General features: G+C 72.0%; 16 protein-coding genes. All 16 read right to left on the bottom strand.

What is annotated here, in order from left to right:
- Nucleotides 1-26: 26 nt before the first annotated feature.
- Nucleotides 27-1,508: a S8 family peptidase gene (locus ACQ3I4_RS00755; RefSeq protein WP_430632639.1), complete on the bottom strand. Its 1,482-nt coding sequence runs from the start codon at nucleotides 1,506-1,508 to the stop codon at nucleotides 27-29.
- 41 nt (nucleotides 1,509-1,549) lie between these two features.
- Nucleotides 1,550-2,509 (bottom strand): exopolyphosphatase, encoded by a 960-nt coding sequence (locus ACQ3I4_RS00750; RefSeq protein WP_430632790.1) that lies wholly within the window; start codon nucleotides 2,507-2,509, stop codon nucleotides 1,550-1,552.
- On the bottom strand, nucleotides 2,506-3,198 hold the full coding sequence (locus ACQ3I4_RS00745; RefSeq protein WP_329859706.1) for a DUF501 domain-containing protein: 693 nt from the start codon (nucleotides 3,196-3,198) through the stop codon (nucleotides 2,506-2,508). Before ACQ3I4_RS00745 ends, ACQ3I4_RS00750 begins: the two co-directional genes overlap by 4 nt.
- A 75-nt stretch (nucleotides 3,199-3,273) precedes the next feature.
- Entirely contained in the window at nucleotides 3,274-4,248 is a 975-nt protein-coding gene (locus tag ACQ3I4_RS00740) for a septum formation initiator family protein (protein ID WP_329859704.1), read from the bottom strand.
- A gap of 90 nt (nucleotides 4,249-4,338) precedes the next feature.
- Nucleotides 4,339-5,619, bottom strand: a complete 1,281-nt coding sequence (gene eno / locus ACQ3I4_RS00735) for a phosphopyruvate hydratase (RefSeq protein ID WP_329859703.1) — start codon at nucleotides 5,617-5,619, stop codon at nucleotides 4,339-4,341.
- A gap of 123 nt (nucleotides 5,620-5,742) precedes the next feature.
- Entirely contained in the window at nucleotides 5,743-6,168 is a 426-nt protein-coding gene (locus ACQ3I4_RS00730; RefSeq protein WP_329859702.1) for a DUF4259 domain-containing protein, read from the bottom strand.
- Between the two features lie 4 nt (nucleotides 6,169-6,172).
- Complete coding sequence (locus ACQ3I4_RS00725; RefSeq protein WP_329859701.1) at nucleotides 6,173-6,976, bottom strand: MazG nucleotide pyrophosphohydrolase domain-containing protein; 804 nt, start codon at nucleotides 6,974-6,976, stop codon at nucleotides 6,173-6,175.
- Complete coding sequence (locus tag ACQ3I4_RS00720) at nucleotides 6,954-8,144, bottom strand: adenosine deaminase (protein WP_329859700.1); 1,191 nt, start codon at nucleotides 8,142-8,144, stop codon at nucleotides 6,954-6,956. The genes ACQ3I4_RS00725 and ACQ3I4_RS00720 overlap by 23 nt, the downstream gene beginning before the upstream one ends.
- Before the next feature lie 39 nt (nucleotides 8,145-8,183).
- Nucleotides 8,184-8,852, bottom strand: coding sequence for a DedA family protein (locus ACQ3I4_RS00715; RefSeq protein WP_329859698.1), 669 nt, complete (start codon nucleotides 8,850-8,852; stop codon nucleotides 8,184-8,186).
- A 167-nt stretch (nucleotides 8,853-9,019) separates the two neighbouring features.
- Nucleotides 9,020-10,330 (bottom strand): thymidine phosphorylase, encoded by a 1,311-nt coding sequence (locus ACQ3I4_RS00710; RefSeq protein ID WP_430632638.1) that lies wholly within the window; start codon nucleotides 10,328-10,330, stop codon nucleotides 9,020-9,022.
- Nucleotides 10,327-10,830 carry a cytidine deaminase gene (locus ACQ3I4_RS00705; protein ID WP_329859694.1) on the bottom strand — a complete coding sequence of 168 codons (504 nt, stop codon included), beginning with the start codon at nucleotides 10,828-10,830 and terminating at the stop codon, nucleotides 10,327-10,329. The genes ACQ3I4_RS00710 and ACQ3I4_RS00705 overlap by 4 nt, the downstream gene beginning before the upstream one ends.
- Before the next feature lie 4 nt (nucleotides 10,831-10,834).
- On the bottom strand, nucleotides 10,835-12,139 hold the full coding sequence (locus tag ACQ3I4_RS00700) for an ABC transporter permease (protein WP_430632637.1): 1,305 nt from the start codon (nucleotides 12,137-12,139) through the stop codon (nucleotides 10,835-10,837).
- Nucleotides 12,136-13,383, bottom strand: a complete 1,248-nt coding sequence (locus ACQ3I4_RS00695) for an ABC transporter permease (RefSeq protein WP_430632636.1) — start codon at nucleotides 13,381-13,383, stop codon at nucleotides 12,136-12,138. Before ACQ3I4_RS00695 ends, ACQ3I4_RS00700 begins: the two co-directional genes overlap by 4 nt.
- The gene (locus tag ACQ3I4_RS00690) at nucleotides 13,380-14,960 is read right to left on the bottom strand and encodes an ABC transporter ATP-binding protein (RefSeq protein WP_430632635.1); all 1,581 of its coding nucleotides are present in this window, start codon (nucleotides 14,958-14,960) and stop codon (nucleotides 13,380-13,382) included. The genes ACQ3I4_RS00695 and ACQ3I4_RS00690 overlap by 4 nt, the downstream gene beginning before the upstream one ends.
- A gap of 114 nt (nucleotides 14,961-15,074) precedes the next feature.
- Nucleotides 15,075-16,148: a BMP family lipoprotein gene (locus tag ACQ3I4_RS00685; RefSeq protein WP_329859689.1), complete on the bottom strand. Its 1,074-nt coding sequence runs from the start codon at nucleotides 16,146-16,148 to the stop codon at nucleotides 15,075-15,077.
- Between the two features lie 211 nt (nucleotides 16,149-16,359).
- The gene (locus ACQ3I4_RS00680; protein ID WP_430632789.1) at nucleotides 16,360-17,541 is read right to left on the bottom strand and encodes an amidohydrolase; all 1,182 of its coding nucleotides are present in this window, start codon (nucleotides 17,539-17,541) and stop codon (nucleotides 16,360-16,362) included.
- Nucleotides 17,542-17,585: the final 44 nt, after the last annotated feature.

Below are 17,585 nucleotides of genomic sequence, written 5' to 3'. Positions count from 1 at the left end.
GCCCGGCTATTTTGTGAAAATCTTCACTAGCGCCCTTCGGGGACGTCGTCGAAGGCGTCGTGGCCGTCCTCCGCGGGGCCCCACGAGCCGGCCGCGACCGTCACCTCGGCCGCCTTTCGGCGGCGCAGCGCGCGGCGGGTGATGCCCGCGTGGACGGCCGCGGCTGCCAGCATCGCCACGAGCAGCGCACCACCGCCGAGGACGAGGACCTGGGGCAGCCCGGCCCCGGGTCTGGCGGGTTCCCGCGGGCTGGGCGCGGCCGCGGGCGGAACGGTGGAGTCCACGCTGGGGACGGCCGTCGGCGTCGAGGATTCGCCGGGATCCCCTGCACCGCGCCGGTGCACCCGGATCCACTCGGCGATGGTCCCGAGCGGATTGGCCCCGGAGTCGGCGACGTCGGCGTTGACTGCGGCGTCGGCATCGAGCAGCCCGAAGCCGTAGAGGTTGTCCACCCCGGGCGCGCCCGTGTCCTTCGCCGTGGCGAGGATCCGGTTCACGACCTGCCCGGCGGACAGCTCGGGGTGCTTGGAGCGGATCAGCGCGGCGACGCCGGCGACGAGCGGCGCGGCCCCGGAGGTCCCCGTCCACTCGGCGTAGCCGCCGCCGGGCATGCCGCCGACCAGCGGGTCGGCCGGGGCCGAGACGCCGATGCTGATGCCCTGCGTGGAGGAATCCCAGCTCGCCTTGCCGTCGCGGTCCACGCCGGCCACGGTCAGGACGCCGGGAATGGTCGCGGGGGCGCCGACCTGGATCATGCCGCCGGCCCGGTTGCCGGCCGCGGCGACGACCACGACGTCCTGCTGTTCCGCGTAGAGGAACGCGTCGTCCCAGCTGCGCGGCCAGTCGGTCGTGGTGGATCCGAGGGAGAGGTTCACGACCTTCGCCCCTTGGTCCACGGCCCACCGCAGCGCCTTCGGGACCTGCTCCTCGACACTGACGCCGCCGGGGTTGGTGCTGCCGAGCCACAGGGAAACCGTGAGCAGTTGGGCCTCCGGGGCCACGCCGATGACGCCGTCGGGGCCGGGGCCCGGCTCCGGGATCTCGATGGGCTCGGGTTCGGCGGGCGGGTCCTCGTCGTGTTCCTCGGCGTCGGCGACTGCGCGCTCGTAGGCGATGCGCTGCTGCTCCGCCTCGGCCTTCGCCCAGGCGATCTCGAGCTTGTTGTTCCCGTGCCCCGCGAGCATCGTGGCGACGAGGGTCCCGTGCTCGGGCCTCGCCCCGATGGGCCCGGAGCCGTCGGGCTCGCCGCTTCCGGACACGTCGATCCCGCCCGCCACGTTGCCGACGAGGTCCGGGTGCTCCGTGTCGACGCCGGTGTCGATGACCGCGACCTTCACGCCGGCGCCCTTCGTGTCCTTCCACGCCGCCTCGATCCCGTAGTCCTCGAGCCAGTACTGCTGCTCGCGGATCGGGTCGGCGAGGGCCGCGGGCGCCCCGCCGAGGGCGAGCCCGGCCGCGAGGACGACGGCGGCGAGGGCGCCCATGACGCCGGAACCGCGTGGCCTCATCGACGGACTCCTCGGTGGTCGGGAACGGTGGGCACCGGGGTTCAGCCGATCCTTCCGGCCAGCCCCAGGGCAATGCCGTCAAGGATATCGTGTTCGCTGGCCATGGCGGTGCGCACGCGGCCGGACGTCTCGGCGTCGAGGCGGCGCAGGATGCAGCGCCAGATCAGGGCCCCTGCGCCGATGACGTCGACCCGGCCCGGGTGCATAAAGGGCAGGGAGGCCCGGTGGTCCCGCGGCAGGGCGATGAGCTCCTCCGCGGCCGCCTCGACCACGCCCAGCGGCAGTTCCGCGCCGTCGATCCGCTCGGAGCGGTACGCGTCGAGGTCGAGGGCATGGGCCGTCACGGTCGTGATGGAGCCTGCGACGCCGATGACGCGGTCCACCGTGCCCAGCGGCACGTCGGCGGCGACGCCGTCGAGGAGGCGCTCGACCTCGGCCTCGGCGGCGGCGACCTCCTGGCGGCCCGGCGGGTCGGAGGGCAGGAAGCGCTCGGTGAAGCGCACGCAGCCCATGTTGGTGCTTCGTCCCGCGAGGACCCCGCCGGCGCCGCCCACGACGAACTCCGTCGAGCCGCCGCCGAGGTCGACGACGAGGACGCGTTCGCCGTCGGCCGGCGGGTAGACGGACACCGCGCCGGCGAAGCTCAGAGCGGCCTCTTCCTCTCCCGTGACCACCTCGGGCCCGGCACCGAGCCGTGCGCGGACTCCGTCGGCGAACTCGTCGCGGTTGGAGGCGTCGCGCGTGGCGGAGGTCGCGACGAAGCGCACGCGTTCGGCGCCGTGGTCGCGGATGAGGCCGACGTATTCATCCAGCGCCGCAAAGGTCCGCTCGAGCGCCTCGGGCGCCAGCCGGCCCGTTGCGTCGACGCCCTGGCCGAGCCGGACGACGCGCATGAGCCGCACGACGTCGCGCAGGCGCGTGGCGCCGTCCTCCTCGTACACGTCGGCGACGAGGAGGCGGATGGAGTTGGTCCCGCAGTCGATCGCGGCGACGCGCATCAGGACTCCCCCGCCTCGCGCCGCGCCCTCGCCTCGGCGCGCTCGCGCTTCTTGGCCTCGGGGTCCTGCCGCTCCTGCGTCTTCACGTGCCGGCTGCGGTCGCGGGACGGCGCGGGCGCCTCGGTGTCCCAGGCCCCCGCGCAGGCGCACGCCTGCGCGGTCCACCACGCGCCGATGCGTTGCAGGGTCTCGTCGCCGAGCGGATTGACGCCCGGGCCGGCGGCCAGCGAGTGGCCGGCCAGGACGTGCAGGCACTTGACGCGCTCCGGCATGCCGCCCGCGGACACGCCGCTGATCTCGGGGACGGGACCGGTGCCGGTCCTCTCGCCGATCGCGTCGCGCGCGGCGAGGTAGTCCTCGTGGGCGGCACGGTAGGCGGATGCCAGGGCGGCGTCGGAGGCCAGGCGCTCGTTCATCGCGTTCATCTCGCCGGCGGCCTCGAGGCGGGAGACGGCGGCGGTGATGACGGGGTGGGTCAGGTAGAAGGTCGTCGGGAACGGAATCCCGGAGGAGAGCCGCGGCGCGGTGACGGCGACGAGCGGATTGCCGCAGACGCAGCGGGCGCCGATCTCGACGACGTCGCGGACCGGGCGTCCCAGCTGTCGGCTGAGCGTCTCGAGATCCGCCCCGGTGGGTACGCGCTGGTGCTCGTCGAGGCTTTCGTGGCGGGGCGTTCCGGCCGGTGGCTGCACCTGGCCTCCTTCTGTTCGTCGACTGACCGCGGCGTGCGGCGGCGGGCTGGGTGGCCGGGCTCTTCCGAGACCCGGCTAGTCGGTGGCCGAGCGCTTGACCGTGTCCCAGAGGGCGTCCACCCAGGGCAGGTCCGTACGGACGTCGCCGGGGCTCGCGTTCTCCGGGAGCTCCTCTTCCGCGGGGGCGCCGACCACCATGTACTTCCGCTCGCCGGGCATGACCAAGTTTATGCGTTCCCGCGCCTGCTGGCGGATGTAGACCGGGTCGTCCCAGCGGGCGATCTGCTCCTTGAGCTCGGCCTGCTCGGCCTCCTGCACGGCGATCGTCTCGCGCAGCTGGGCCATCTCGGCCCGCTGGCCCGCGTAGGTGGCCACGCTCGGCAGGAGGAGAATGGTGATCGCCACGAGCACGACGGCGAGGGCCAGGAGGCGGCCGGAGAAGCTGCGGGCCGGCACCGGGGACGCGGCCGGCTGGGCCTTCGCTTCCCGGCCCGCCGGGCGCGGTTCCTGCCCCTTCGACGTGGCGCGGGGCGCGCGGATGGCCCCTGAGAGCTCGGCACGCTCACGCAGGCGGCGCTCGGACCGGGGGGCGTTGGCCTTCCGCGCCGGCTTCCGCGCCGACGGCGGCGTGGGGCGGGCGGGCGCCCCGTCCCGGGGGGACGCGGACGACGCCGGTCCGCGCTGTGCGGTCCGGGCGGGACGGGCCGCGGAGGCCTTCCGCGGCTGATCCGGCTGGGAGGCCCCCGCAACGCGCGAGGTGCCGCGGGCCGCCGAGGTGGCCAGCGACGGCTCCGACGCCGGATCCTGGCTGCTCCGCGCGGGCGCGGACGGGCGCCCGGTGTCCGGCTCGCTCGACGGGACGGCCCCGAGCGGGATGACCTTGGCCGAGGACGGCCGGGCTCCGGCCGGGCCTCCGGATCCGCGGGTGCCGCGTCCGCCCGCCCCCGGCGCCAGGCCCGGCGCCGTGCCCGGTGCCGCATTCGTGCCGGTGCCCTGCCGCTCCCCCGTGGCGCGGTTGGCGCGCGGCATGTTCGGGCGTCGGGTGGCCATCTGTCTCCTACCGGTCTCGCGCGTCGAAAGCTGAGGGGAACCGTCCTGCCGGACGGCTCCCCTCAAGACCATACGCGGTTCGCGTGCCGGCTACGCGGTGAAACGCGGGAAGGCGCCCTTTCCGGCGTAGCGCGCGGCGTCGCCGAGCTCCTCCTCGATGCGTAGCAGCTGGTTGTACTTCGCGACGCGCTCGGAGCGGGCCGGGGCGCCGGTCTTGATCTGGCCGGCGTTCGTGGCCACGGCGATGTCCGCGATCGTGGTGTCCTCGGTCTCGCCGGAGCGGTGGGAGGTGATCGTGGTGTAGCCGGAGCGCTGGGCCAGGGACACGGCGTCGAGGGTCTCGGTCAGCGAGCCGATCTGGTTGACCTTGACGAGCAGGGAGTTCGCGGTGCCGCGGTCGATCCCGTCCTGGAGGCGCTCCGGGTTGGTGACGAACAGGTCGTCGCCGACGAGCTGGACCTTGTCGCCGATCGCGTCGGTGAGGGTCTTCCAGCCGTCCCAGTCGTTCTCGTCGAGCGGGTCCTCGATGGAGACGAGCGGGAAGTCGGCGACGAGCTGCGCGTAGTAGTCGCTCATCTCGGCGGCGGAGAGGGCCTTGCCCTCGAACTGGTAGGCGCCGTTCTCGTAGAACTCGGAGGAGGCGACGTCCAGGGCCATCGCGATGTCCTCGCCCGGGGTGTAGCCGGCGTTGGTGATGGCCTCGGAGATCAGCTCGAGCGCGGCGCGGTTGCTCGGCAGGTTCGGGGCGAAGCCGCCCTCGTCGCCCAGGCCCGTGGAGAGCCCGCGGCCCTTGAGCACGGACTTGAGCTCGTGGTAGACCTCGACGCCCCAGCGCAGGCCCTCGGAGAAGGTCGCGGCACCGATCGGGGCGATCATGAACTCCTGGATGTCGACGTCGGAGTCCGCGTGGGAGCCGCCGTTGAGGATGTTCATGAGCGGGACGGGCAGCACGTGGGCGTTCGGGCCGCCGAGGTACTTGTAGAGCGGCAGGTTCGAGGACTCGGCCGCGGCGCTCGCGACGGCGAGGGAGACGCCCAGGATGGCGTTGGCGCCCAGGGTGCCCTTGTTGGCGTTGCCGTCCAGGTCGATCATCGTCTGGTCGATCGCGCGCTGGTCCGTGGCGTCCAGGCCGGTGAGCGCGGGCTGGATGGTCTCGAGCACGGCCTCGATGGCCTTGCGGACGCCCTTGCCGAGGTAGCGGTCCTTGTCGCCGTCGCGGAGCTCGACCGCCTCGTACTCGCCCGTGGAGGCGCCGGAGGGGACGGCCGCGCGGCCCAGGGAGCCGTCGGAGAGCAGGACCTCGACCTCGACGGTCGGGTTGCCGCGGGAATCGAGGATCTCGCGGGCGTGGATGGCATCGATCAGGGCCATGGGAAGGTGCTCCTTCGTGGTGGGTGGGACATCGCGGGTCCCGCCGCGCCAGCGGGACGGGTGACCTCAGCCACTAGAGTAGCGCGGGCCGCGGCCGGGGCGTGAAGTTCGTTGCGCGGCGCATCAGAGGGTGTTGCGCACCTGGTCGATGTCCTCGCGCGTGGTCCCGAGCCATTCGTTGAGCTCGGGCGTCTCCGCCCACGCGTCGTACAGCTCCGAGCCCTCGGGCGCGATGACCTTCTGGGCGGCCTCGACGAGCCACAGGCGGAGCTCGCCCGTCATGACGGGGCGCAACAGCTCCGGGTCGGTCTCGAGGCCCTCGCCGGCGTCGTCCTCCAGGCCGTCGTCGGCGCCGTCGGCCCGGTCCAGCAGCCGGGCGACGCGCAGCAGGGCCAGCACGCCGTCTCCGTGGGCCTCGATGTAGCCGTCCTCGAGCTCGCCCTCGAAGCCGGAGCGGAACGACTCGACGTCCGTGCCGCCGTCGGCGAGCTCCCGGACCCAGTCCAGTCCGCCGTCGTTCTCCAACGGCCCGATCCCCCATGCGCCCATGGCCCTACCTTTCCAACCCGGGGCGGGGCCCGGTGCCCCGCTCCCCCTCGGTGAAGCGGACGACGGCGGTGCGCAGCGCCCGCTCGGCGTCCAGTCCGTCGCGGCGCGCCGCGCGGACGATGTCCAGCAGCAGCTCCCCCAGCTCGTCCTCGCTCCGGGGCGCGCCGTGGTGCGCCGTCGACGCGGGAGCCGGCGGGCGGTCCGGGACCGGCGCGTCCGCCGGGCCCCGGGCGGTCGTGGCGGCCGGGTCCGTGGCGACGAAGTCGTCCGGGCCAGGGCGCGGATCCGCGACGGCCCCCCAGCGCTCCGCGCGGTCCAGGGCTTTGGCCGCCAGCGCCAGGGCCGGGAGGTGCCGCGGGAGCGAATCAAAGGGTCCCGCGTCCGCCGGCCGCTCGGCCCGCTTCGCGAGGTCCCAACCGCGGATGATCTCCTCGACCGAATCCGGGTAGCTGCCGCGCAGGGTGCCGTCGGGGGCGAAGACGTGCCGGTTACGGCGCACCATCTTCTCCGTCAGCTCCTCCACGACGTCCGCGAAGCCGAACGCCCCGCGCTCCTCGGCGATCCGCGCGTGCAGGACCACCTGGAACAGGACGTCGGCCAGTTCGCCGCGCAGGGCCTCGTCGGGGTGCCCGTCCTCGATGCTCTCGAGGAGCTCGTAGCTCTCCTCGACGAGGAACTCCACGAGCGAACGGTGCGTCAGCCGGGCCGTCCAGCGGCAGTGCCGGCGCAACGCGTCGGCGACCTCCAGGAGGCGCTGGACGGCCTCGGCGGCGTCGGGGACGCGCTCAGTCGTCGTAGCCCGATTCATCGTCGTCCTCGTCCTCGCCGGCTCCGAGCTCCTCGTAGGCCTCGTTGATGTACTCCACGAGGGCCTCCTTCTCCTCGAGCGGCAGGAAGGCTGCCTCGGCCGCGTTCAGCGTCAGCTCCAGGAGGTCGTCGAGGTCGTAGTCGAACGCCTCCACGAGCAGCTCGAACTCGTCGGACAGGCTCGTCCCGCTCATGAGCCGGTTGTCCGGGCTGACCGTGACCTTGAAGCCCGTCTGGTACAGCAGGTCGATGGGGTGGGACTCGATGCCCTCGCCGAACGCCGCCGTCGCCCCGGTCTGCAGGTTCGACGACGGGCACACCTCGAGCGCGATGCCGCGGTCGCGGACCCAGTTGGCGACCGGGCCGAGGGTCACGAGGCCGGTGTCCTCGCCGACCTCCTCGCCGTCGTCGTCGACGCCGCCGAACTGCACCTCGATGTCCTCGGCGACGCGCACGCCGTGCCCGAGCCGCTGGGCGCGGCCGTTGACGAGCGCGTCGGCGATGGAGTCCAGGCCCGCGGCCTCGCCGGCGTGCACGGTGGCGGGGAAGAAGTTGCGGGCCAGGAGCTCGAAGGCGTCGGCGAAGCGCGCCGGCGGGAAGCCGTCCTCGGCGCCGGCGATGTCGAAGCCGACGGCCCCGCGGCTGCGGTGGCGCAGCGCGAGCTCGGCGATCTCGGTGCCGCGGTCGGCGTGCCGCATGGCGGTGATGAGCTGGCCGACCTGGATCGGCCGGCCGCTCGCCGTCACGGCCTCGATGCCGGCCTCGAGGCCCTCCTGGACGGCCTCGACGGCGTCGTCCAGGCTGAGCCCGTTGCGCAGATGCTGCTCGGGGGCCCAGCGCACCTCGCCGTAGACCACGCCGTCGTCGGCCAGGTCCTCGACGAACTCGCGCGCGACGCGGGCCAGGCCCTCGCGGGTCTGCATGACGGCGATGGTGTGGTCGAAGGTCTCGAGATAGCGCTCGAGGGACCCGGAATCGGCGGACTCGCGGAACCATTCCCCGAGGGCGGTGGGATCGGTGCTCGGCAGCTCGTGGCCGGCCTCGGCGGCCAGCTCGATGATCGTGGCGGGCCGCAGCCCGCCGTCCAGGTGGTCGTGCAGCGAGACCTTGGGCAGGCTGCGGAAGTCGAAGTCGGGAGAGTACGCGGTGTGGATCAGCTCGTCAGTCACGGCTCCAGCCTACTGGCCGGGCCGTCGGCGCGGAACCGGCTAGTCCCGCAGCGCGTCGGCCGGCTCGTGGCGGGCGTGCACGAGCTCGTACTCGGGGGCCTCCGTCGGCTTGCCCAGGCGCTTGAGGATCGCGTAGACGATCCGGTCCAGGACGTAGCCGAGGACGACGGCGATGACGACCGACAGGCCGATCCCGAGCAGCTTGTTGTGCTCGATCCAGTTCCCCGCGACGGCGCCGATGGCCACGGAGTAGGCGCCCCAGACGAGGCAGCCGAAGACGTCGAGGATCGTGAAGCGGGTGAGCGAGTAGCGCGTCGCCCCCGCCGTGAAGTTCACCGCGACCCGGCCGATCGGGATGTAGCGGGCCGTGAAGATCAGCAGCGCCCCGCGTTTCATGAGCTCGTGCTGCGCGAACGCGAAGACCTTGCGGGCACGCCGCGTGCGCATCCAGCGGAAGCGCGTGGTGCCCACCCCGCGGCCGAGCCGGTAGGCGATCTGGTCCCCTGTCATGGCCCCGAGGGCGCCGACGAGGCCGAGCAGGAGCAGGTTCGGGGTGCCCGTCCCCACGGCGACGCTCGCGAGCCCGACGATCAGGGTCTCGCTCGGCAGGACGGGGAAGAACCCGTCGATGAGGCAGAAGAGGTAGACGACCGGCAGGATCCACCACGCGCTGGACGCCTGGATGATCGCCTCGTTGATGACATCCACCGTGCTGGACTCCCTCTCGACCTCGAACCGCCCCGTCCGGTGCGGTGCGCGGCGCCCGGGTCCCGGGCCGCGTCGCGCTCCCTATCCATTGTGCGGCATCGGGGCGCTGCGTTCCTCACACCACGGGATGACTCCGGGGCGAACCCGGGTCATCCCTGAGCGGACCCCTACTCCGCGATCCGGTCCAGGATGAGCCGCTGCGCGGGCCGGCTGCCCTCGGGAGCGATCTCGACGGCGTCCTCGAGCGCGTCCTGCGCCCGCCCGAAGCGCTCCGGGGTGTCGGTCAGGAGGGTCATCAGCGGCTGGCCGCGACGCACGACGTCCCCCGGCTTGGCGTGCAGGCGCACGCCCGCCCCCGCCTGCACGGCGTCCTCCTTGCGGGCACGTCCCGCGCCGAGGCGCCACGCGGCCACCCCGACGCCGAGCGCGTCGAGGCGGGCGAGGACGCCGTCGGCCTGCGCGTAGACGGTCTCCGACTCCCGGGCCACGGGCAGCGCGGCGCGCGGGTCCCCGCCCTGGGCCTCGATCATCCGGTTCCAGACGTCCATGGCGCGCCCGTCCTTCAGGGCGGCGGCGACGTCGGCGCCGTGCACGCCGGCGGCCTCGAGCATCTCCTCGGCCAGGCGCACGGTGAGCTCGACGACGTCGGCCGGGCCGCCGCCGGCCAGGACCTCCACCGACTCCTCCACCTCGATCGCGTTGCCCGCCGTGAGGCCCAGCGGCGTGGACATGTCGGTCAGCAACGCCACGGTCTTGACGCCGGCGTCGGTGCCGAGCGCGACCATGGTCTCGGCGAGCTCGCGGGCGGAGGCCTCGTCCTTCATGAACGCACCGGTGCCGACCTTGACGTCCAGGACCAGCGCACCCGTGCCCTCGGCGATCTTCTTGGACATGATCGAGGAGGCGATGAGCGGGATCGCCTCGACGGTTCCCGTGACGTCGCGCAGCGCGTAGAGCTTCTTGTCCGCGGGAGCCAGCCCCGACCCGGCGGCGCAGATGACCGCGCCGACGCCGGAGAGCTGCTCCATCATGGCCTCGTTGGACAGCGCCGCCTGCCACCCGGGAATGGACTCGAGCTTGTCCAGCGTGCCGCCGGTGTGGCCGAGGCCGCGTCCGGACAGCTGCGGGACCGCGACCCCGAAGACCGCGACGAGCGGGGCGAGCGGCAGGGTGATCTTGTCCCCCACGCCGCCCGTGGAGTGCTTGTCCGCCGTGGCCTTCACGGCACCGTCGGCCCCACGCAGGCCGGAGAAGTCCATCCGCTCGCCCGAGGCGATCATGGCAGAGGTCCAGCGGGAGATCTCGGTGCGGTCCATGCCGTTGAGCAGGATCGCCATGTTCAGCGACGCCATCTGCTCGTCGGCCACGGCCCCGCGCGTGTAGGCGTCGATGACCCAGTCGATCTGCTCCGGGCTCAGCGTGCCGCGGTCCCGCTTGGTGCGGATGACGTCGACGGCGTCGAAGGACTCCGTGCTCATGCGGTGGTGCCTTTCAGGTTGTCGGGGCCGAACGCGTCCGGGAGGACCTCGTCCATGGTGCGGATGCCGCGCACGGTCATCAGCTCGAGGCCGGGGCCCCGGTGTTCGTAGAGCAGTTGGCGGCAGCGGCCGCACGGCATCAGGACCTGCCCGCTGCCGTCCACGCAGTAGAACGCGCGCAGCGTCCCGCCGCCCGTCATGTGCAGTTCGCCGACGAGCGTGCACTCGGCGCACAGGACCACGCCGTAGGCGGCGTTCTCCACGTTGCAGCCGCTGATCAGCCGGCCGTCGTCGGTCAGTGCCGCGGCGCCGACCGGGTACCGCGAGTACGGGGCGTAGGCGTGTGTCATCGCCTCCCGCGCGGCCTCGGCGAGCCGCTCCCAGTCCACGGGGACCCCGGCGGCCGGATCCGCCGACGCGTGGTCCCCGGACCCGGCCCCGTTCCCGGCTTCCGCCGGCGCGCCGGGTCCGGGCTCCGGCGTCGTCCTCTCCTGGGGCATGCCGCTACTCCTTGACGTACGGGATGCCGCTCGCGGCCGGCGGCCGGGAACGCCCGACGAGGCCGGCGACGGCGAGGATGGTCACGAGGTACGGCAGCATGGCCATGAATTGGCTCGGCACGTCCGTTCCGGCCTGCGCGAGGACGTACTGCAGGTTGGTCGCGAAGCCGAACAGCAGCGACGCGAAGAACGCGCCGATGGGGTTCCAGCGGCCGAAGATCAGCGCGGCGAGCGCGATGAATCCCGCGCCGGCGGTCATCTCGCGGGCGAACTGGCTCACCGAGACGAGCGTGTAGTAGCTGCCGCCCAGCCCGGCGATCGCGCCGCCGAGCAGGACGTTGAGCACACGCGTGCGGTTGACCTTGATGCCCACCGTGTCCGCGGCCTTCGGGTGCTCGCCCACCGCACGGATGCGCAGGCCCCAGCGGGTCTTGTAGAGCGCGAACCACAGCAGGGCCACCGTGGCGAACATGATGTAGCCGAGCGGCGTCTGGCGGAAGAGCAGCGGGCCGAGCAGCGGGATGTCGGACAGCAGCGGGATGGCCAGCGGGGTCAGGCGCGGCGGCGAGTTCAGCAGCTGGGAGTTCGGGGCCAGGAGCGTCCCGAACAGGAAGCCCGTCAGGCCCGCGACGAGGACGTTGAGCACGACGCCGACGATGATCTGGTTCACGAGGTACTTCACCGCGAAGAGCGCGAGCAGGGCCGAGACGACGACGCCGCCGACCGCCGCGCTGATCATGGCCCCCCACACGCTGCCGGTCAGCGAGCCGCCGACCGCCGCGGAGAAGGCGCCGAGCAGGAGCTGGCCCTCGATCGCGATGTTCACGACGCCGGAGCGCTCGCACAGCACGCCCGACATGGAGCCGAAGACCATGGGTAGGGCGAGGGCGAGCGAGCCGCTCAGGAGCGTGATGAGGGAGATGTTCGGGTTGTTGGCGCTCGCCGTGACCCAGACCAGGAAGCCGGCCAGGAACAGGGTCCCGACGCCGAGCGGGAGCCACCCCGGATTGGTGCGGCTGCCGCGCAGGTTGGTCCACGCGTAGACGGCGCCGGCGATCAGCAGGATCGCGACGATCCACCCGGCGGCCGCCGCGGGGACGGTCAGCGGGGGCAGCTGGACGGCCTCGCCCGTGCCGGAGAGCCGGAACGTCGCCGCCCCGCCCGGGGCGAGGAAGCCGAACAGGACGATCCCGACGACGGCGGCCGCCGCGTAGCCGATCACGGACTTCAGGCTGCCGGGGGCCGCCTCGGAGGCGCGGTCGGTGGCGTCCGGCTCGCGGGTCTCGACGGTGTTGTTCTTGGTGGTCACAGGGAGCTCCCGGCGGTCAGTGAGCTGCTGGGCGGCTGGTTGCCCGGCGGGGCCTCGTCCGGCTCCGCCTGGCGGCGCTTGCGGCGGGCGTTGAGCCCGAAGACGGTGCGCACCAGCGGCGGCGCGGCGATGAAGAGGACGATCAGGGACTGGACGACGAGCACGATGTCGATCGGGGTTCCGGTCTGCGACTGCATGGCCACGCCGCCGGCGCGGAACGCACCGAAGAGCAGGGCCGCGAAGAGGACGCCGAGCGGCTTGGAGCGGCCCAGCAGCGCGACGGTGATCGCGTCGAAGCCGATGCTGGCCGCGATGCCGTTGGCGAGGGAGAACTCCGTGCCGTTGACCTGGGCCGCACCGGCCAGGCCGGCCAGCGCGCCCGCGCCGACCATGGCGATGACCGTGGCCCGCGTCGTGTTGATGCCGGCGGTCCGCGCGGCGGAGGGGTTCGCGCCGACGGCCTTGAGCTCGAAGCCGATCGTCGAGCGCTCCAGGAGCCACCAGACCCCCCACGTGGCCAGCAGGCCCAGGAGGAAGCCGAGGTGCACGCGGAAGTCCGGGCCGAGGATGAGCGGGTACTGCGCCGAGGGCTGCATGATCGGGCTGACGGGGTTGTTCGAGCCCGGGCGCAGCATGGCCGGCAGGGTCAGGATGTAGGCCAGCAGGTGCACCGCGACGTAGTTGAACATGATGGTCAGGATGACCTCGTGCGCCCCCGTCCGTGCCTTGATCCAGCCGACGAGGCCGCCCCAGACGGCGCCGCCGAGCATCGCCACCAGGACGACGAGGAGGATGTGGATCGGCCACGGCAGCTGCCACGCGAAGCCGATGTAGCCGGCCATCGCGGCGCCGATGATGATCTGGCCCTGGGCGCCGATGTTGAACAGGCCCGCGCGGAACGCGAGCGCGACGCCGAGCGAGGCGGTGATGAGCGGGGTGGCCATCGTCAGCGTCTCGGTGAGCGGCTTGATCATGTCCACGCCGTTGGACGCGTTGTAATTGAACACGGCGCCGCGGAACATCGCCGCATAGGCGCCGGAGGCGGCCTGCCACGCCGCGGACAGCGTGTCTCCGGGCCGGCTGAAGAAGTATCCGGCCGCCCCGCGGGTCCGCTCGTCGGTCAGGGCGATCAAGAGCCCGCCGACGATGAGGGACAGGACGACGGCGAGGACGGAGACCAGCGCGCTGGACTGCCTCAGCCGCTGGGCCAGGGGCGTGGTGGACTCGGTGGTCTGCGCGCTCACGCGATGCCTCCCGGGAGGGTCGGGCCGTCTTGGGTGGTTTCCATGCCGGGGGCAGCGGAGGCCTCCGCGAAGGCCTCCTCGGCCGTGGAACCGGCCATCATCAGGCCGAGCACGTCGCGGCTCGTGTTCCCCGGGACGACGCCCATGAGGCGCCCGTGGAAGAGGACGGCGATCCGGTCGCCGAGCTCCATGACCTCGTCGAGCTCGGTCGAGACGATGATGACGGGCGTACCGTGGTCGCGCTCGGCGAGGATCCGGCGGTGCAGGAACTCGATGGATCCGACGTCGACGCCGCGCGTCGGCTGCGAGGCGATGAACAGTCGCAGCTCGCGGGCCAGCTCGCGGGCCAGGACGACCTTCTGCTGGTTGCCGCCCGAGAGCGTCGAGGCGGCGTTGGCCGCCGTCGGCGTCCGGATGTCGTACTCCTTGACCTTCTCCACCGCCGACGCGGCGATCGCCTTGGGCTTCAGGGCGAGGCCCCGGGCGATCGGCGGCTGGTCGTAGCGGTTGAGGACGAGGTTGTCGGCGATGCTGAACTGGCTGATCAGGCCGTCGGTGCTGCGGTCCTCGGGGACGAACCCGACGCCGCGGCGGATGATCTCCTTGACGCTGCGGCCGAGCAGCTCCTCGCCGCCGAGGGCGATGGATCCCTCCGCCTTGGGGTGCAGGCCGATGATGGCCTCGACGAGCTCCGTCTGGCCGTTGCCCTGGACGCCCGCGACCGCGAGGATCTCGCCGCCGCGCACGTCGAGCGAGAGGCCGTTGACGGCGGCGTGCCCCGTCTCCGTGCGCACGGTGAGGTCCTTGATGGACAACCGCACGTCGTCGCCGTCGGAGTGGATGCGGCCGAGGGAGAGGTCGACCTCGCGCCCCACCATGAGCGAGGCGAGCTCCTTGACGTCGGCCGACGGGTCGGCGGATCCGACGACCTTGCCGCGGCGGATCACGGTGATCCTGTCCGAGACGGCCTTGACCTCGCGCAGCTTGTGGGAAATGAAGATGATCGAGGTGCCGTTCGCCTTGAGCTGGCCGATGATGTCGATCAGCTCGTCGGTCTCCTGCGGCGTCAGCACGGCCGTGGGCTCGTCGAGGATGAGCAGGTCCGCCTTGCGGACGAGGGCCTTGATGATCTCGACGCGCTGCTGGACGCCGACGGGGAGGTCCTCGACGACCGCGTCCGGATCGACGTGGAAGCCGTAGCGGTCCGAGATCTCCCGGATCGCCTTCCGGGTCTGCTCGAGGTCCAGGACGCCGCCGCCCTTGACGGACTCGTTGCCGAGCGCGACGTTCTCGGCGACCGTGAAGACGGGCACGAGCATGAAGTGCTGGTGCACCATGCCGATGCCGACGTTCATCGCGTCGGCCGGGCCCTTGAAGGCCACGGGCTTGTCGTCGACCAGGATCCGGCCGGAGGTCGGCTCGTAGAGGCCGAAGAGGACGTTCATGAGGGTCGACTTGCCGGCACCGTTCTCCCCGAGGAGGCAGTGCACGGTGCCGGGTTCCACGACGAGGTCGATGGAGTCGTTGGCCACGAAGCCCCCGAAGGACTTCGTGATCCCCTGCAGTTCAAGTTTCATGCTGGATTACCACCTGGGGCATGGTTTGGGCGGAAGCTGGTACCACTATCTCACCGACGTCAACGACGGCCGGGACGGTGCGCCGTCCCGGCCGTCGTTGCGTGCGGGTTCCGCTTAGGAACCGACGGAGACCGTGCCGTCGATGATGTCCTGCTTCAGCTGGTCGATCTCGCCCTGCAGCTCCGCCGGGACCTTGTCCGCGAAGTTGTGGAACGGGGCGATCGAGACGCCGCCGTTCTCCAGCGTGCCCATGTAGGCGTCGTTGGTGAACGTGTCGTCGAGGCCGAGCTTGATGGACTCCTCGACCGTCTTGCCCATTTCCTTCATGACGGAGGTCAGGACGACGTCCTGGCCGTTGTTCGCGTAGTCGAAGCCGTCGGTGTCGACCCAGACGACCGTGTCGTCGGCGCTGGAGGACTCGTTCACGGCGTCGACCGCGGCCTGGCCGAGCGGTCCGGCGACCGGCATGATCACGTCGACGCCCTCGGCGAGCATGTTGTCGGAGAGCTGGCGGGCCTTTCCTGCATCGGAGAAGTTGCCGACGAAGGACTTGGACGAGCCCCAGCCCACGACCTGGACGTCGGCGCCCTTGACCTCGTTGAAGTGGTTCACGCCATTGAGGAACCCGTCCATGAAGATGGTCACGGTCGGGATCTCGGCGCCGCCGAAGGTGCCGACCTTGCCGCTCTTGGAGTAGGCGGCCGCCGCGTAGCCGGCCAGGAAGGCGGCCTCGTCGGTCTTGTAGTTCAGGGTGCGGAGGTTGGCCGGGTTCTCCTCGTAGCCGTAGTCCACGATCGCGAACTTGGTGTCCGGGTACTTCTCGGCCGCCTCGAGGGTCGCGTCGCCGATGAGGAAGCCGGCGGTGACGATGATGTCGCAGCCCGCGGAGACCATGGACTCGATGTTCGGCTTCATGTCCGTGCCGGCGTTGGACTCCGCCTGGTTGATCTTGACGCCGAGGTCCGTCCGGGCCTGGGTGAGGCCCTCGTGGGAGGCCTGGTTGAAGGAGCGGTCGTCGAAGCCGCCTTCATCCGAGACCATGCAGGCCGTGTAGTCGACCTCGGGCGCGGCGGATCCGCCGCCGGCTTCGGGTGCGGCACCACAGCCGGTCAGGACGAGGGCGGACGCGCCGAGGAAGGCAGCGGCGACGCCCGTGGAGCGCTTGAGGTTGCGCAGTGAGTTCTTCAAAATTCCTCCAGTAACGATGAATGTCCGCGGCACGGGAATCCGGGCGAGTGTCCGCACAAGTGTTCTGTTGTCGTCCGGTGTGCTGGTTCCTCCCTGCGCGGGGCAGGGAAGCGTGACGAAACATACAGTAACGTCAGCGGAGCCGATGCCACCACCTTAGGCCTCGGGACGCTTCAGGATCGTTGACGATTTGTTACCAGCAGGTATCGATTCAGTCCGCGTCGTCCACGGCGTTGAGCTGGGCCACCGCCCGCAGGGCCGCGGCGGCCATGACGCGCACTCCCGTGGAGATCGCCCGCTCGTCGGGGACGTAGTCTCCGCGGTGCAGGTCGTAGGTCTCACCGCCGGGGGTCCGCGTGCCGAGCCGCAGCATCGAGCCGGGGATCTTGTTGGTCATCCAGGCGAAGTCCTCGCCGCCCATGGACTGCGGTGTGAGCACGATCGCCGCGGAGCCGATCTCGGCCCGGGCGGCGTCCTCGATGAGGTCCGTCTCGGGTTCGGAGTTCACCACAGGGGGCACGCCACGGATGTGCTCGAGCTTGACGTCGACGCCGTAGGGAACGGCGACCTGACGCACGACCTCGTCGAGCAGCACGCCGGCGTCCTGCCAGGCCTCGCCGTCGAGGCAGCGCATGGTCCCGGCCATGTAGCCCGTCGCGGGGATCGCGTTCGGCGCGGAGCCGGCGTGGATCTGGCCCCACACCACGGACACGGCGGAGCGGACGTCGATGCGCCGGTTGAGCACGGCGGGGACGTTCACGGCGATCTCCGCGAGCGCGAACACGAGGTCCTCCGTCAGGTGGGGGCGCGAGGTGTGGCCACCGCGTCCCGTGAGCTCGATCTTGATCGTGTCGCTCGCGCTCGTGATGGCGCCGATGCGCGTGCCGATGCTTCCGACGTCGATGCGCGGCTCGCAGTGCAGGGCCAGGATCCGCGGGACCTCGTCGAGGACGCCCTGCTCGATGACGGCGAGCGCCCCGCCCGGCATGGTCTCCTCCGCGGGCTGGAAGACGACCCGGACGCGCCCCGCGAGCTCGCCGGCGTCGAGCAGGGACTTGAGCGTGAGGGCGACGCCGAGCATCACGGTGGTGTGGATGTCGTGCCCGCAGGCGTGGCAGACCCCCGTGCGGGTCGAGGCGTAGTCGAGCCCGGTTTCCTCGAGGATCGGCAGCGCGTCGATGTCGGCGCGCAGGCCGAGGGCGACGGGGCCCTCGCCGATGTCGACCCACAGGCCCGTCCCCTCGAGCCTGACCGGCCGCAGTCCGGCCGCCTCGAGCGTGTCGACGATCCGCTCGGTGGTGCGCACCTCGTGGAAGGACAGCTCGGGATGCGCATGCAGGTCCCGGCGGAAGGCGATCAGCTGTTCCTCGAGGGGCTCCACCCAGCCGCGCAGGAGCGGGATGGACGTGGCGGCCGGGGTCTCGGGGCGAACATGGG

The sequence above is a fragment of the Zafaria sp. Z1313 genome, assembly GCF_050563205.1.
GTDB lineage: Bacteria > Actinomycetota > Actinomycetes > Actinomycetales > Micrococcaceae > JAZDCJ01.
Note: the sequence above shows the minus strand (reverse complement) of the source record. Positions and strands in the feature narration are given on the sequence as shown.